Origin of the sequence: Oribacterium sinus (genome assembly GCF_014202695.1) — a bacterium.
In the GTDB taxonomy this organism is placed as follows: Bacteria; Bacillota; Clostridia; order Lachnospirales; family Lachnospiraceae; genus Oribacterium; species Oribacterium sinus.
On sequence record NZ_JACHHH010000009.1, the window covers coordinates 1 to 15,782 of the forward strand.

The 15,782-nt window shown below is 44.7% G+C and carries 9 protein-coding genes and 1 pseudogene; all 10 read left to right on the forward strand.

The window, feature by feature from the left end:
* Positions 1–291 (forward strand): annotated as a pseudogene (locus HNQ46_RS08640) (hypothetical protein); the annotation flags it as partial.
* Between the two features lie 75 nt (positions 292–366).
* Entirely contained in the window at positions 367–2,253 is a 1,887-nt protein-coding gene (locus HNQ46_RS08645) for an N-acetylmuramoyl-L-alanine amidase family protein (protein ID WP_243155891.1), read from the forward strand.
* Between the two features lie 131 nt (positions 2,254–2,384).
* Positions 2,385–8,492 carry an Ig-like domain-containing protein gene (locus HNQ46_RS08650; protein ID WP_183684342.1) on the forward strand — a complete coding sequence of 2,036 codons (6,108 nt, stop codon included), beginning with the start codon at positions 2,385–2,387 and terminating at the stop codon, positions 8,490–8,492.
* Positions 8,493–8,596: 104 nt separating this feature from the next.
* A complete protein-coding gene (locus HNQ46_RS08655) occupies positions 8,597–9,364 on the forward strand; it encodes a PP2C family protein-serine/threonine phosphatase (protein WP_183684343.1) in 768 nt (255 codons plus the stop codon).
* Between the two features lie 24 nt (positions 9,365–9,388).
* Positions 9,389–11,086 carry a serine/threonine protein kinase gene (locus tag HNQ46_RS08660; protein ID WP_183684344.1) on the forward strand — a complete coding sequence of 566 codons (1,698 nt, stop codon included), beginning with the start codon at positions 9,389–9,391 and terminating at the stop codon, positions 11,084–11,086.
* The gene (locus tag HNQ46_RS08665) at positions 11,083–11,631 is read left to right on the forward strand and encodes a hypothetical protein (protein WP_183684345.1); all 549 of its coding nucleotides are present in this window, start codon (positions 11,083–11,085) and stop codon (positions 11,629–11,631) included. The genes HNQ46_RS08660 and HNQ46_RS08665 overlap by 4 nt, the downstream gene beginning before the upstream one ends.
* Before the next feature lie 216 nt (positions 11,632–11,847).
* Positions 11,848–12,930: an ABC transporter ATP-binding protein gene (locus tag HNQ46_RS08670; RefSeq protein ID WP_007158114.1), complete on the forward strand. Its 1,083-nt coding sequence runs from the start codon at positions 11,848–11,850 to the stop codon at positions 12,928–12,930.
* Positions 12,920–13,738, forward strand: coding sequence for an ABC transporter permease (locus tag HNQ46_RS08675; protein ID WP_183684346.1), 819 nt, complete (start codon positions 12,920–12,922; stop codon positions 13,736–13,738). The genes HNQ46_RS08670 and HNQ46_RS08675 overlap by 11 nt, the downstream gene beginning before the upstream one ends.
* Positions 13,738–14,535: an ABC transporter permease gene (locus HNQ46_RS08680; protein ID WP_007158112.1), complete on the forward strand. Its 798-nt coding sequence runs from the start codon at positions 13,738–13,740 to the stop codon at positions 14,533–14,535. Before HNQ46_RS08675 ends, HNQ46_RS08680 begins: the two co-directional genes overlap by 1 nt.
* Positions 14,536–14,663: 128 nt before the next feature.
* Positions 14,664–15,755, forward strand: a complete 1,092-nt coding sequence (locus HNQ46_RS08685; RefSeq protein ID WP_183684425.1) for an ABC transporter substrate-binding protein — start codon at positions 14,664–14,666, stop codon at positions 15,753–15,755.
* The last annotated feature ends 27 nt before the right edge of the window (positions 15,756–15,782 follow it).

Sequence of the window (15,782 nt, forward strand, 5' to 3'; positions counted from 1 at the left end):
GGCTATGAAGCCTATAATGGAAAGTCTTACTGGTACTATTTCTTGGATTCCGGCTATATGGCTACAGGCTGGGTAGAGGTAAACGGCAGTAAATACTACCTCTTCCCAAACTCTGACGGATGGAAGGGTAGAATGCTCACCGGTTGGCAGTGGATTGACGGAAACTGCTACTACTTAGACTCACAAGGACAGAATGAGGGTGCTCTTTATAGAAACACCACAACTCCCGATGGCTATGCTGTGGATTCGGAAGGAAGATGGGTGGTGAATGGAGCAGTGCAAAAACAATAAAATTTCCACAAATGGATAGAAATATAGTATAATTTTATATCGTGAAATGGCAAGAAATAAGAAAGGACGATGGAGATGAGAAGAAAAAACATGCTGGCTTTAGGACTTAGCTTTGTACTGGGAGTGGGTGCAAGTAGTACTCTTGCTTATGCTCTTCCTTTAGAGCAGGAAGAAAGCCTTCAGACGAGTGCGTCAGAAGTGGGAAATACAGAAGAGACAGCTTCCAATGCAGAGACCGTTGCAGAGGAAGACACCAAGGAAGAAGCTTCTGTTCTAGAGGAAAGGGAAGCCTCTGATAAGGAAAAGGAAGAGGCAGAAGAGGAATCCTCCCTTTCTACAGAAGCCTTAGGCGGCACGGACAGAGCTGCAGAAGAGACGCTCACTCCATTAAGCAGAAGTAGAAGAGCCTTGGCAGATCCTCCTTACTATGCTAGTGAAGAGGAAGAAAAAAAAGACAGAAGAAATAAAGTATTATCTGTTTTAATGGAATTTGATAATGATATTGATGTAGCGGCAAAAGATCATATGATGGTTGTTAGAAACATTCCTTTAAAGGTTAGTGCCTATGCGGTAGGAATTGCCGGAGCAAGCTATGATTACAAACAATTTAGAATTCAACCGGAAAGAGTGATTGAGAAAAAAGAAGGGAATAATTGGGTAGTTTATTCTTTGAACTACTTCACCCCCGGAACATACCGTTATGTTTACATTTTAGAGATAGTACAAGGTTCTCCGTTATACCTTGAAGAAGGCGAAATCAATGGAGAGAAAAAGATTACAGCAGAAGCACATATACAAGGAAATTTTGTCAATGGTGTACACAACAATTCAAATTCTATAGCTAAGATTATACCGTTAGAAACAGATAGTTCTGTAGGGCGAAAATATCGCTTAGAAGGAAGGGAATTTGCCGTAGAGAAAGAAGAGACAATTAGTAAGGTGTATCTAAAATCCAACTTGGATATTTATAATATTCATGCAGGCGATTTGATGAAAAGGATTACTTTATCTTTAGATAAAATGGAGTTGACAGATGGAACGGTAGTGATGAATTCGGATACGAATATGCCGTTGCTTGTGAACACAATGAAAGATTATCCCGATAATTTACAACAATATAAAGTAAGATTATATAGCCATAAAAATGAAGAAGGATATATAGGAGCTGTATTTTATATAACAGAGAGTAAGCCTTATACAGTAGGTTTATATCACAGCTATTTTTTTATAAGACCTAATTACCAGATAGGGAAATATCGTTTTTTGGTGAATAATACAGACGATGATTATGGAAGCGGGACTCAGTTTTATATCAATAATGAATTATATAAAACCAATACAGTTGGAATACAAAGGGAGTTAACGACACAAGCATATCTTCAAAGTCCGAAATTTGAAGTGAAAAAAGTAGAAAATCCATCCAATAATAGTTCCGGAAATTCCGGTAATTCTTTTCATGGAAACTCTGGTAATTCAGGAGGCAGTTCTTCCGGTTCCGGTAGTTCAGGCGGAAGTTCAAGTGGCGGATCCGGAAGCTTTAAGGTCAGCAGTAGTTTGAGCGGACAGGTACTTGGTGTAGATCGTTCCTTATCCGGAGGACAGTGGGTACAGGATGAAAAGGGCTGGTGGTACAAAAGAGCGGACGGAAGCTATCCGAAGAACAGCTGGGGATATGAAGCCTACAACGGAAAGTCCTACTGGTACTACTTCCTGGATTCCGGTTATATGGCAACTGGCTGGGTGGATGTAAACGGTAGCAAATATTATCTTTTCCCAAACTCTGACGGTTGGAAGGGTAGAATGCTCACTGGTTGGCAGTGGATTGATGGCAACTGCTACTACTTAGATTTACAAGGACAGAATGAAGGTGCTCTATATAGAAACACCACAACTCCCGATGGCTATGCTGTGGATTCGGAAGGAAGATGGGTGGTGAATGGAGCAGTGCAACATAAGAAATAGGGTTGTAATTAATTCAAAGGCTTGTAAAGAAGCTATTTTAGGGAAAAGATAAAATAGTATTAGGCAGAAGAAAGATTGAAAGCAGGAAAGAGCACAAGCCTCTTTCCTGCTTTAAGAGAGGGAGTTTACGGATGAAAGGCTTAATCGTGGAAAAGCGAGCAAAACAACTGATTGCCTTGTGCCTTGTCATTTTGCAAGTTTGCTTTCAGTTTCCAATACAATGGAAAGTAGAGGGAGTGACACAGAAAAATAACGAGAAAGAGCTTCACTTTTTGTTTAAGGATGAAAATGGTCAAGCGTCAAAAGGAACAAATGTACTGGTAAAGCTTTCTATCTATAAGGAAGAGTTGAATGAAGAAGACATAGTACCCGGTAGTGATCCTGAGGTAATAGAAAAAAACAAGAGTTCTTCCTCTAACTTGAATATAAGTTCTCCATCTATTATGGAAAAAGAGAAGACAAGTTCTAGCAATTCAAAGAAGGAAGTGAGGACATATCCTGCGGAAGAGGATATAAGTAATAAATTCACTGATGATGCTGTGTCTCCCGGAGATCATAATCCTCAATACAATGCAAAATTAGAAACTGTACTTTATTTTACAGGAACAACCGGTTTAGAGGGAGAAATTGCTCAAACTATTCCGAGTCAGTATTTGAAGAAGGATTATATTATAGAGATAAGAGTACGAGCATATAACGATACCTATGAAAGCAAAGAAGAGAAGTATTTAATTCGTAATGGAATACCTGAAGTAGGTAATTTTGGAGATCTTATCGATATTTCAATAGACCAAAAGAAAAAGCAAACTTGGAAAGGAGAATTAAAATTTGAATATATTTCGAATCCGCTATTTGGAACTGAGAAAACATGCAATCTGGAGGTGAAAGCCACTTATAAAGCGACAGAAGATGAAGAAAGGCGGGGCGAAATTCCGGCTATAGAATACGAGTTACATACTCCAAATAACCAAAAAGTGGATATGGGAATACTAGGCACAGCAACCCTTTACAGTACGGGAAAATATATCGTTGTAGCGCGTGTTCCAAAGGATGAGAATCATGATGCTTTGGAGATAAGTAGGGAGATTCTTGCAAGTAAAAAGTTCTTACAAGGATTTCTTGAGAACGATGAGACAAAAGCTTATGTGCCTTTTGTGGCAAATCAACCTATCGTATTACCTAAGAATCCAAGTATCCAGGGGGATGTGAGGTTTGAATATGCAGATCCCAATTATCCCAACAATTATGCTATTACTATATCTTCAGATAAAAAAACACTTTTTATGAAGGCTGCAAAAACTGTAAGTATAAAGGTCACAGTTTCTCCGTGGGTTAGTGTGGTTGGTTCAGAAAAAGTGTATTATGATGGATTTTCTAGGGATATTTTGGTAAATATAGGCCGCGGCCCACAAACTGGCTTCCGATTTTCTCCGAGTAAATTTCAGAAGAGAATTGTACAGGAGGGGGACGATACGGTATATGAGTATGAAATTCCCTATGGATTAAAAAATATAAATGAAAGTGGAGATCATAAATTTTTGCTTGCTACTGAAGGACAATTGGGCAATGCAAAAGTAGTCTACAAACTAGAGGATGGTGAGGAGATTGCTGACTTGGATCCGAGGAGAGGAGTTCTGAACTTTAAGGATGGGAAAATCGGAACAGTAAAAGTTTCTGCCACGGCACAGGCGTCAGATGATGGGAATTATGAATCCCGGAAGATTGTAGCAAAGATAAATATATCTTATACAGATAATTCCGCAATGTTAGAAAAAAGGGGAATCAAAAGTGCTAAAGGATGGTACCAAAAGGTAATATATACTGCCGGTAGGTATAAGCTTTCTTTAAGTGATTCATGGAAATCTTCTAATAATTGGGTGGATAGGCTGGAATTTACTGAAGATAGCCCTTCAACAGAAGGAAAAGAAATTTTTTTAATGGATCCGAAAACCGGAGAAATTTCCAGTGGTCTGAAACCGGGGGTGAAGCTGAAGAAGTATAATATTGACGGCACTCCTCCTCAACTTTCCTCTATTGTAGATTCCAAGAACAAGGAAACAAAAATAAAAAGCATTAGAGAGTATGACTTTTATAAAGATCCACTGGAGATACAACTTAAAGCGGAGGATGCAAAATCTCAGGTTTCCTCCATTCATTACCGCCTTGAGGAGGAAGGAGATACTCCAGGGCAATGGATAGTAATGAAAGAAGGAACAAAGGGATTTGAAAAAATAAAAGATAGTAATAGGGTAATTGTAAAGTTTCCCTTGAATCCACAGTTTCGAGGAAGAATTCGATACTATGCAGTAGATAATGCAGACAATAAAAGTAGTGAACAAGTTACAGATAGAGTTTTGGTTTTGGATACAATAAAACCAAAGGGAAGCTTTGATTTTCAGTCTGAGGGTAAGAAAGTTAATGACCACTTTTATTTTCAAGATAAGGCATTTTTAACTCTGAATGTGGAAGAAAAGAACTTTTTTCCTGAGGATCAGGATTTTTCTTTGAAGGTTTATAGCAGAAGAAATGGAGAAGACAAAGAAAGTTCCTATAGAGTGCAGGGCAATAGGGAATCTCTAACCTTAAAGAAGAATTCTACTTTCATTAGTGATGAGAGAGAGAGCTTGTTAAAGGACAATTCTACTTCCTTCGTGCAAATAATACCTAATGGGGAACAGAATGATTTGACAATGGATTTCACCCAGGAAGGACATTATCGGTTGTCCTTTGCCTATAAGGATCCTTCCGGCAATCCTTTAGAATGGAAGAATACTTTAGGATTGGAGAAGAATGGAGAACTGGCTATCACCGTGGATCATACAGATCCCAAGATTTTCTTTGATCCTTCTTTGGAAAATGGGCATGTACGCTATTTTGCAAAGGATGTAAAACTCATCACGAAGATATTAGAAGAAAATTTTAGTACCAATGATACCCACCTTGACTATTATTTCCTTCCGGATACTGTGAAAAGTTCGCCTTCATCTCTGGCTACGCCGGTAAGTCCCAGCACTATGCCCGGGCGTATTCTTCATCCCCGTTCTCTGGCTTCGACAAGAGGCGTGCAACAGTTTAAAAATCATACGGTTACGTGGAAGAAGGAAAAGCTATCCGATTCCAATCTATATTCTTCTGAACTAAATTTCACAGAGGACGGACAGTATGAGGTTATGGTGGATACTACCGACCTTTCCGGAAGAAAGGCCAGTGCCTCCAATTTCGTGGTTGTGGATAAAACACCCCCTAAGATTAGGCTTACCCTATCCAATGACGGCCTGGCCAATGAAAAATACTTTAGAGAAGTCAGAAAGGGGAAAATCGAAATCGAGGATGCCCATTTGGATTTCTCTTCTCTTCAGGTAGATTTTTCCGTAAAGGACAAGGCGGGGAATCCGGTATCTACCGCAAGAAATTATGCGGCATATTTGAAGAGCCCGGAGAGCTGGACGCAAGAGGGAAATAAGTATACCTGCTTGGTAGAGTTTACCGAAGACGGCATGTATCATCTTGGCCTAAAGGTCAAGGATTTGGCAGGTAATGAAAATGCCCCCATAGAAGTAGGAGAGACCAAGGCGGCCTTTGATTTTGTGGTGGACAGAAAAGCCCCCACAGGTGCCTTGAAGATTGGTGATTGGGATCGTTCCAAGGACGGAACCCTTTGGACCAAGCTCCTGGATCGTATCAGTTTTGGTCGATTCAGCAATAAGAAGCAGGTTATTCGTTTACAGGCAGAGGATAACTTAAGCGGTGTCGGGCTGGTGGAAGTTCTTCGGACAAGGGAGAAGATGAGTCTTGCAGACCTGCAGGCAAGTTCTGCCTTTAAGAATGTTACCAGCGAAGTAAAGGATGGTTACTGGTCCAAGGAAATCTCTCCCAACGAGACCTTTATTACCTATGTCCATCTGAAGGATATGGCCGGAAATCAGTATTACCTAAGCTCTGACGGTGTGATTTTAGACCAGCAGAATCCGGAGATTCATATCACCTTGCCGAAAGAAGAGGAGAAAAACGGCCTCTACAAGAAGGATGTGGTGGTAGGCATTTCCGTAACTGAGCCCAGCCCCGGAAACAGCTATGCCGGCTTAAAGGATGTAACCTATACCGTTTATAGAGACGGTATAGAAACTCAGGCAGGCTCTCTCTATCATTTTTCCAAGGAAGAGCCTCAGTTAAACGACTTAAAGAAGTCCTATGAGGATGCTCATGCTCTTACGATTTTGGCTAAGGACAACAACAGCAATGATGTGGTTCTGAAGATTAAGGCGGTGGACAATGCAGGGAATCAGACGGTGAAGGAAGAGCACCTGAGCATTGACATTACCAAGCCGAGAGTCACCTTATCCTTCGACAACAATCGTGTGGAAAATGAGTTTTATTTTAAGGAAAATCGAACGGCTACCATTACGGTAGAGGAGAGAAACTTCTCAGAGGATGCCTTCAAGATTTTGATTACAGACCCGGCAGAGGGAAAGGGTGCCAAGCTTTTGGAGGTGGAAAGGGATTCCTTCCAAAAGGTTTCCGGAAGCGGAGACAGTACCAGATGGGAAAGCCGTATTTACTTTAATAAGGACGGAGACTATCAGCTTTCCATCACCGGAGAGGACTTGGCCGGAAATGCCATGGAAGAGCTAGTCTATGCAGAGGGTACTCAGGCAGCTTTGGATTTCACCGTGGATAAAACCGCACCTGTATTGAGTGTAAGCTATGACAACAATACTGCGAACCATGAGTTTTATTACAAGGAAGGAAGAAGGGCGGAGATTTCCATTGAGGAGAAAAATTTCCGTTCGGATCTGGTGGACTATTCCGTGTTGAAGGATGGCGGCAGAGAGGCACATGGCAGTGCCCTGTCTTCCTTTAGCGGTGGAGAAGGTCGGAGCGTTTCCGAGCTTCATCATCAGGCAAGCATTTCCTATGAAGAGGATGGGGATTACCAATTCAATATCCGCCTGAAGGATTTGGCGGGAAATGAGGCGCAGGCTTACCCGGAAGATCATTTTGTCATTGACAGAACGGCTCCAAGTCTGACGATTAGTGATATCTTGAACGAGTCTGCCAATAAGGGAGAAGTCAGCCCCAAGATTTCTTATGGGGATCGCTATCTGGATCAGGATGCCCTGTCCTTAAAGCTGATAGGAGAGGTGCATGGAGAGCATGAACTTTCTTCTCAGCAGGGCGGCAGCATTTCCATCGCCAGAACGGATGCCTTAAATCTTCCTATGCAGAAGTCTATGGAGGAAACCGAGTCTCCTAAGAAGAAGCAGGAGGAGAAAGAGGGCATTGTTTACCAAAGCTCTGCAGGGGGAGAAGAGGGAAATCTTTCCTTCCAAAACTTCCCGGAGGAGCCGGATACGGACGATGTGTACCGGCTTTCCGCAAAGATTGTGGATATGGCGGGAAATGAAACCACGGAAGAGCTTTGGTTCTCCGTAAACCGTTTCGGTTCCACTTATCTTTTGTCCGACAGGGCGAAGGCACTGCAGGGCACCTATCAGAAAGAGGGGGAAGAGATTCTGATTTCGGAAATCAACGCGGATGAGGTCTTGTCTTCTGCTTTGACCTTATACAGAAATGAGGAGAAGCATGCCCTTTCCGAGGGGGCGGAGTATCAGACTACTCGCTCCGGCGGAAACGGAAAATGGTATCGGGGAGATTATCTGATTAAGAAGGATAACTTCGACAAGGAAGGCCTGTATCATTTGCAGATTTCCTCTCAGGATAAGGCAGGAAACCTTGCCAGCACGGAACAGACCGAAAGGGGAGCGGAGCTTCGCTTCGGTATCGACAGAACACCCCCCAGAATCCTGCTTTCCAATGTGGACAATCAGGGGGTATACCGTGGTGATTCCCTGGATCTGGATTTATCCGTACAGGATAACCTGTGGCTGGAGCAGGTGGATGCCACCGTGGATGGAACGGAAGAACTAAGCTGGAAGGACAAGAGCTTGCAGGAAGCGGTTGCAAAGGATAGCTTCCCCTTGCAAATCTCCGGAGAAAAGGGAAAGCGCCACAATCTTTTGGTGGTAGCAAGAGATGCAGCCGGCAACGAAAGCCGAAAGGAAGTTTCCGACTTCGTGATTACCAACAATCCTTTGCTTCGTCTTATTTCTCAGAAAAACTTTGCCAGAAATGCCGCCATCGCTACAGTGGCAGGCTTAATGGGACTGTCCTGCGTGGTCAACGGCCCAAGCCTCTTACAGGAGCTGAAGCGGAGAAGATTAAAGGGAAAAAGAAGATAGACGGAAGAAAAGCCGAAGGGAAGTAGGAAGCCTGAGAAAAGGGAAAATAGCCTAAGGAAAGGAAGAAACCCGGAGGTAAGAAAGGACAGAGGAAAGGAGTGGAGATGGACTTTGTCACCATGGCAGTTTCTTCAGTGGGAAATGTCAAGGAAGTCAACCAGGACTATTATTTCTTCGAACAGGGAAGAACGGAGCGGGGAAATATAGTTTTTGCCATTCTTTGCGATGGCATGGGCGGTTTGCAACAGGGAGAGTTCGCCAGCAAAACCGTGGTGGAGGCCTTTAAGGCCTGGGGAAAGGAGCATTTAGCGGACTATGCCCTGGGAGAATTTGTCGATGCGGGAATACGGAGAGAATGGACAGAGCTGGTAAACCGCTGCAACCAATATCTTCATGCCTACGGCAGGGAACGGGGCATCTCTCTGGGCACTACCCTTACGGTCCTCTTGATGACGGAGGAGCGATATTATATTATGAATATCGGGGATTCCCGCGCCTATGCTTTGGAAGCGGGCATCCGACAGCTTACAAGGGATCATACCGTGGTGCAGCGGGAGGTGGATCTGGGAAAGCTTTCCGCCTACGATGCGGAAAAGGATTCCCGGCGCAATATTCTCCTGCAATGCATCGGGGCATCGGATCAGATTTATCCGGATTTCTTCTTCGGCGCACCGGAGCCAAAGGCTACCTATCTGCTTTGTTCGGACGGCTTTCGCCATGAGGTTTCCGGGGAGGAGCTCTATCAGGTTCTTCAGCGGAACAGAAGAGAGTCTTTGGAGGATTTGGAGGGCGCTTTAAAGATTTTACTGCGCTGGAATCTGGAACGACAGGAACGGGACAACCTTACGGCAATAGCCATCAGTACCATCTAGTCTTTGAGGAAGTTTAGTTAAACTATGCTGAAAATCGGTTCCGTTTTAGACGGAAAATATAAAATACTGAGTGAAATCGGTCATGGCGGAATGAGTACGGTTTATATGGCCATCAATGAGAAGGCCAACAAAACCTGGGCGGTAAAAGAGGTGCGAAAGTCCGGTGTAATGGACTTTGAAGCGGTGAAGCAAAGCTTGATTGTGGAAACGGATCTTTTGAAGCGCCTCCGCCATCCGAACCTTCCCACCATTGTAGACGTGATTGAGGAAGAGGATGTGTTCCTCATTGTTATGGACTATGTGGAGGGGAACTCTCTTAGGGTACTTCTGGAGGAGCAGGGAAGTCTTCCGGAGGACTATGTGATTGAATGGGCAAAACAGCTTTTGGATGTTTTGTCTTATTTGCATGCCCAGACTCCCCCGATTATTTACCGGGATATGAAACCTGCCAACATTATCCTGAAGCCGGATGGCAACCTTTCCCTCATCGACTTCGGAACCGCCAGAGAATTTAAGGCGGATAAAACCGAGGATACCGCCTGTCTTGGTACCGTAGGCTATGCGGCGCCGGAGCAGTTCGGGGGCTTGGGACAAACCGATGAAAGGACAGACATTTACGGCTTGGGAGCCACCCTGTATCATCTTTTAACCGGGCATAATCCTTCCCTTCCCCCCTACGAAATCAAGCCCATTCGAAGCATTAACCCCAATCTTTCTCAGGGTCTGGAAAACATTTTGCTCTGCGCCACGGAGAAGGATCCGGAGCAGCGTTATCAAAATGCGGAGGAGTTTCTTTACGCCATTTCCCACGTGGAAGAAAGTGATGAACGCTATTATAAGAAGCAGAGAAGAAAATTTCGTCTCTTTTTAAGCACCCTGCTTCTGTCCGGAATCTGTTTTGCTCTGGGCTTCAGCTTCCTCCTGTCTTCCCAGAGCCAGAAGGAGGAGCGCTATACCATGCTCCTGCAAAATGCGGAGGTGCAACAGGACGGGGCGGAGAAGGAGAAGAACTATCTGGAAGCCGCCAATATGCCGGATATGGAGGGCAGAGAGGAGGCTTATCTGGGCTTTATTCAATCTGCCAAGTCGGATCAGGTCTTTAGCCGGGAAGAGGCGGGAACCTTGGAGGAGCTGATACGGAAAAACAGGGCGGCTCTTTTAAAGCATCCCGAGGAGTATGGAGACATTTGCTTCCAGCTGGGAAAAGCCTTCTGGTATTACTATGAAGGGGAGGACAATGCAGGACGGATGGAGCGGGCGAAAAGTGCAGCGCCCTGGTTTGCCAATGCCTTGGAATATCTGGAGGATGGGGATTCCAAGAAGAGCATTGCCTTAGTGTACGAAAGAATCGGTAGTTTTTATCGAGATATTGCCACCAATATCGTGGAGGCCAGCGATCAGGGCATGTATAAAACCCTTTTTGAAGATTTCCAAACCCTCTTCCAGGAGGTTGCGGTAAAGGAAGAAGAGGGAGAAATGGTTCGTCTGGAGCTTCTGGAGTTTATGGCGGAAAGCATCGAGCAGTATGCCGGAAAGATGCGGGCGGATCAGGTGACTCGTTCCGCTATGGAGGATGCTTTACTTCGTATAGAGATGCTGCTTCCGAAAATCAGTGTGAACAGCGAGCTTACGGAGGAGAAGAAGAAAACGTTGGAGGAGACCTTGATGGATGCGAAGATTGCCGTTCAGAATGTCTTTTCACAGGAGGAAGATAAGGGATGAAATGGATAGCGGTGGATCAATATTCCGGCCTGTTTTTTATACTGGGCTTTGTCTTTCTTTTTTGCAGTATTCTTCTTTTCATTCTCTTTCGGATTCCCGGAGTCTTTCTGTATTTAAGCGGAAGCCGCCAGAAAAAGAACATTCAAATCCTGAGAAGGAAGAGAGAGGAACAAAAGAAAAAAGGCTTCTCCCTACAGGGAAAAATCGATATGGAATTTCTTCGGAAGCGTTCTGAAGAAAAGCAGGAAGAAAAGAGAAGAATGGCGGAGCAGGCTCCCTGGAAGCAGGAGGGAGAGGCTACCGCCAAGCTTTTGATGACGGAAGACAACTATAGAGGACAGGAAACCGCCCCGCTGTTTTCTTCGGAGGCACTATCGGACGCTTCTTTGGGAACCCCTTCGGGCGCTTCGTCGGGGATTTCCGCCGAGGCGGGAGAAACCGTAAAGATTCCGCTCCCTGCAGAGGGCGCTTCCGGGGCTGAGAAAAATAAAGCAAAGCCAAAGAGCGGTTATGTCACCTTGTATGAAATGGAGTCCGAGTCCTAAAAGGACTTAAACTCCTAAGACTTCTCAAGTTTATAAAGCTCATAAAGCTCATAAAGCTCATAAAGCTCATAAAGCTTCTAAAATCCCATTTTAAAGTCTAACGAAATTTCCTTCGTAAATTTCTTGTATTTGCGTTCATTTTTGATACAATGGACACGTTGCTTTTTTTTTGGAAAAAAGAAAAGGGCAAAATAATAAGAAGGGGGTTTTTATGAGTTGGAAAAAACGCTGATTGATTTAAAAGGAATTACCAAGACATTTGACGGAGAGCTGATCTTAGATGATCTGAATTTATCTATTCGGGAGAACAGCTTTGTTACCCTACTGGGACCCTCCGGATGTGGAAAGACCACCACATTACGGATTATCGGAGGCTTTACCCAGCCGGACAAGGGGCAGGTTTTATTTGACGGACAGGATATCACAGGATTGCCGGCCAACAAGCGGCAGCTGAATACGGTATTCCAGAAGTACGCCCTGTTTCCCCACATGAATATTGCAGAGAATATTGCCTTCGGTCTTCGGATTAAGAAGATGTCGGAAAGCTATATTCGAGAGAAGATTCAATACGCCTTAAAGCTGGTGAATCTGCAAGGGTATGAAAAACGTTCTGTGGATTCCCTATCGGGAGGACAGCAACAGAGAATCGCCATTGCCAGAGCCATAGTGAATGAACCCAGAGTACTTTTATTGGACGAACCCCTGGGGGCTTTAGACTTAAAGCTTAGGCAGGAGATGCAATATGAGCTTATCCGTTTGAAAAATGAATTGGGCATTACCTTTATATATGTCACCCATGATCAGGAAGAGGCCTTGACCATGTCGGATTATGTGGTGGTAATGAATCAGGGTTATATTCAACAAGCAGGAAGCCCGGAACAAATCTATAACGAACCGGAAAATGCATTTGTAGCTGACTTTATCGGAGACTCCAACATCGTCCCCGGCATCATGCTGGAGGATCGTTTGGTGCGTATTTTTGGTGCCAACTTCCCTTGTATAGATGAGGGATTTGGAAAAAATACCCCTGTGGATGTGGTGATTCGTCCGGAGGACGTGGAAATCCTGGAAGAGGGAGACGATCGTGCGATTCTGAAGGGAACCATGACCCACATCATTTTCAAGGGAGAAATATACGAGATGGAATGTACCACGGAGGATGGCTTCGAGTGGCTGGTACACTCTACGGAAATGCATGAGCCGGGAAAAAAGGTGGGAATTTATGTACGTCCCTCCAATATTCAAATTATGAATAAGCCCGAGTCTGAAGACGAGGAGGCATTGGGCATTGAAGAATAAAGGAACAAGGCTTCTGGCCGCCCCCTATCTGATCTGGATGGGTGGATTTATTGTGATACCCTTACTTTTGGTTTGGTACTATGCCTTTACAGACAAGACCGGTGCATTTACTTTAGATAATTTAACAAAGATTTTTTTATGGGAGAACTACAAGCCCCTGTATCTGGCGGTGCTTCTTTCCCTTTGCAGTACCCTTTTATGCTTTTTTTTGGCCTTTCCGCTAGCCATGGCGCTTCGGAACAAAAAGGTGGGAAAGGGTTCTTTTGTGGCCTTTATCTTTATCCTGCCCATGTGGATGAACTCTCTACTTAGAATTCTGGCATGGCAGACTCTTTTGGAGCGAAAGGGCGTTTTAAATGAGATTTTGTTGGCTCTGCATTTACCTACCCAGAGCCTAATCAACACCCCCTATGCCATTATTTTGGGTATGGTTTACGACTTCCTGCCCTTTATGATTTTGCCCATTTACAACACCTTAAGTAAAATCGATGACAATACCATCAATGCCGCCTATGACCTTGGGGCCAGCTTTTTCACCACCCTCTTTCGGGTGATTCTGCCCCTGTCCATTCCCGGCATTGTGTCCGGTGTGACCATGGTTTTCGTGCCGGCGCTGACCACCTTTGCCATTTCCAACATTCTCGGAGGAGGCAAGATTTTCCTCATCGGAAATGTCATCGAGCAGGAATTTACGGTGAATTCCAACTGGAATGTGGGTTCGGGACTGTCCATGATTCTGATGGTCTTCATCATCGCATCCATGGCCATACTGTCCCGCTATGACAACGGAGAGGGGGCGATTTTCTAATGGAAAAGAAATCTGTTCGTATTTTGGAAAATGCCTATCTGGGTTTGGTGGTGCTTTTTCTCTATGCACCCATCTTCATGCTTACCGCCCTGTCCTTTAATGCGGGAAAGAGCAGAGCCCATTTTACAGGGTTCAGCCTTCGCTGGTATGTGGAGATGTTTCAAAACGAGGATATTATGCAGGCTTTGCAAAACACCCTTGTGATTGCCTTTTTGTCCGCCTTTATTGCTACGATTCTCGGTACCATGGCGGCGGTAGCTCTTCGGAAAATGAAGGTGCTTCCCAGAAGTCTGATTATCGGTGTCAGCAATGTGCCTATGCTGAATGCGGACATCGTAACCGGTATCTCTTTGATGCTTTGCTTTATCGCCTTCAAAATCAGCCTGGGCTTTAAGACCATTTTGATTTCCCATATTACCTTTAATCTGCCCTACGTGCTTCTGTCCGTTTTGCCCAAGCTTCGGCAGAGCTCGGAGGTGAGCTATGAGGCGGCATTGGATCTTGGGGCAAAGCCCCTCTATGCTTTTTTCAAGGTGGTGCTTCCGGACATTATGCCGGGAGTTTTATCCGGCTTTTTGCTGGCATTTACCATGAGTCTGGACGACTTTATCATTACCCACTTTACCAGAGGTGCCGGCATCAACACCATTTCCACCCTGGTCTATGCGGAGGTCAGAAAGGGAATCAACCCCAGTATGTATGCCCTTTCCACTTTGATTTTCGTCACGGTCTTTATCATCCTTTTAATCGCTAATTTTGCCCCGAGCTTTATGGGAAGAAAGGAGGAAAAGGCATGAGAAATAATATTGAAAAGAATTTTGAAAAGAATCTTTGGAGCAACTCGGGAGAGCGTGCAGGAAAGCTTGTAAGTAAGGCCGCACAAAAAAAGCTAAGAAAACTTTTTCTGCCTCTGGCAGCAGGCTTAATGCTTCTTTTCAGCGCCCTGCTTTTGTCCTCCTGCGGACCGAAGGAGGCGGAGTCCACAGAGAGTCCGGAGGGAGAGAGCCAAGGGAAGACGGACAATGTGGTCAATGTCTATAACTGGGGAGAGTATATCGACCCGGAGGTGATTACGGAATTTCAGCAGGAAACCGGCATCAAAGTGGTTTACGATATGTTTGAAACCAACGAAGAAATGTACCCTGTCATCGAGGCGGGGGGAGTGCTGTATGATGCGGTTTGCCCTTCGGATTACATGATTGAGAAGATGATGCAGAACCATCTTTTGGCGGAAATCGACTTTAAGAACATTCCCAATATCAAGGAAATCGGAAAAGAATATATGGAAATGTGTGCGGAGTTCGATCCGGGAAATCGCTACACTGTACCCTATACCACGGGAACCGTAGGTATTCTTTATAACAAAAGAATGCTGGATGAGCTGGGCGTGCCCTACCCCACCAAATGGGCGGATCTTTGGAACCCGAAGCTGAAGGGAGAAATCCTGATGCAGGATTCCGTGCGGGATGCCTTTATGGTGGCACTGAAGAAGGAAGGTCACTCCATGAATACCGTGGATGACAAGGAGTTAGATGAGGCCATGAAGGATTTGATTGCCCAGAAGCCCTTGGTACAGGCTTATGTGGTGGATCAGGTCAGAGACAAGATGATCGGAGAAGAGGCGGCGGTAGGCGTCATTTACTCCGGAGAAATCCTCTATGTACAGGGAGAGCTGGAAGGCACGGACGTGGAAGTGGACTATGTGATTCCGGAGGAAGGCACCAACCTGTGGGTAGACGGTTGGGTAATTCCCAAGAACGCCAAGCATAAGGAAAATGCGGAAAAATGGATTAATTTCCTCTGCCGTCCGGATATTGCGGCGAAGAATTTCGAGTACATTACCTACACCACCCCAAACGTAGGTGCCTTGAAGCTTCTGCCCCCGGAGTACACGGAAAATAAAGCGGTATTTCCGGATATGTCGGAGGTTTTGAAAAAGGGAGAGGTCTTCAGCTATTTGGGAGAACAGGACGAAGCCAAGTACAACGACCGGTGGAAGAAGATCAAAGTTTCCTAACCCCTATTTGAAAAAGATCAAAGTATC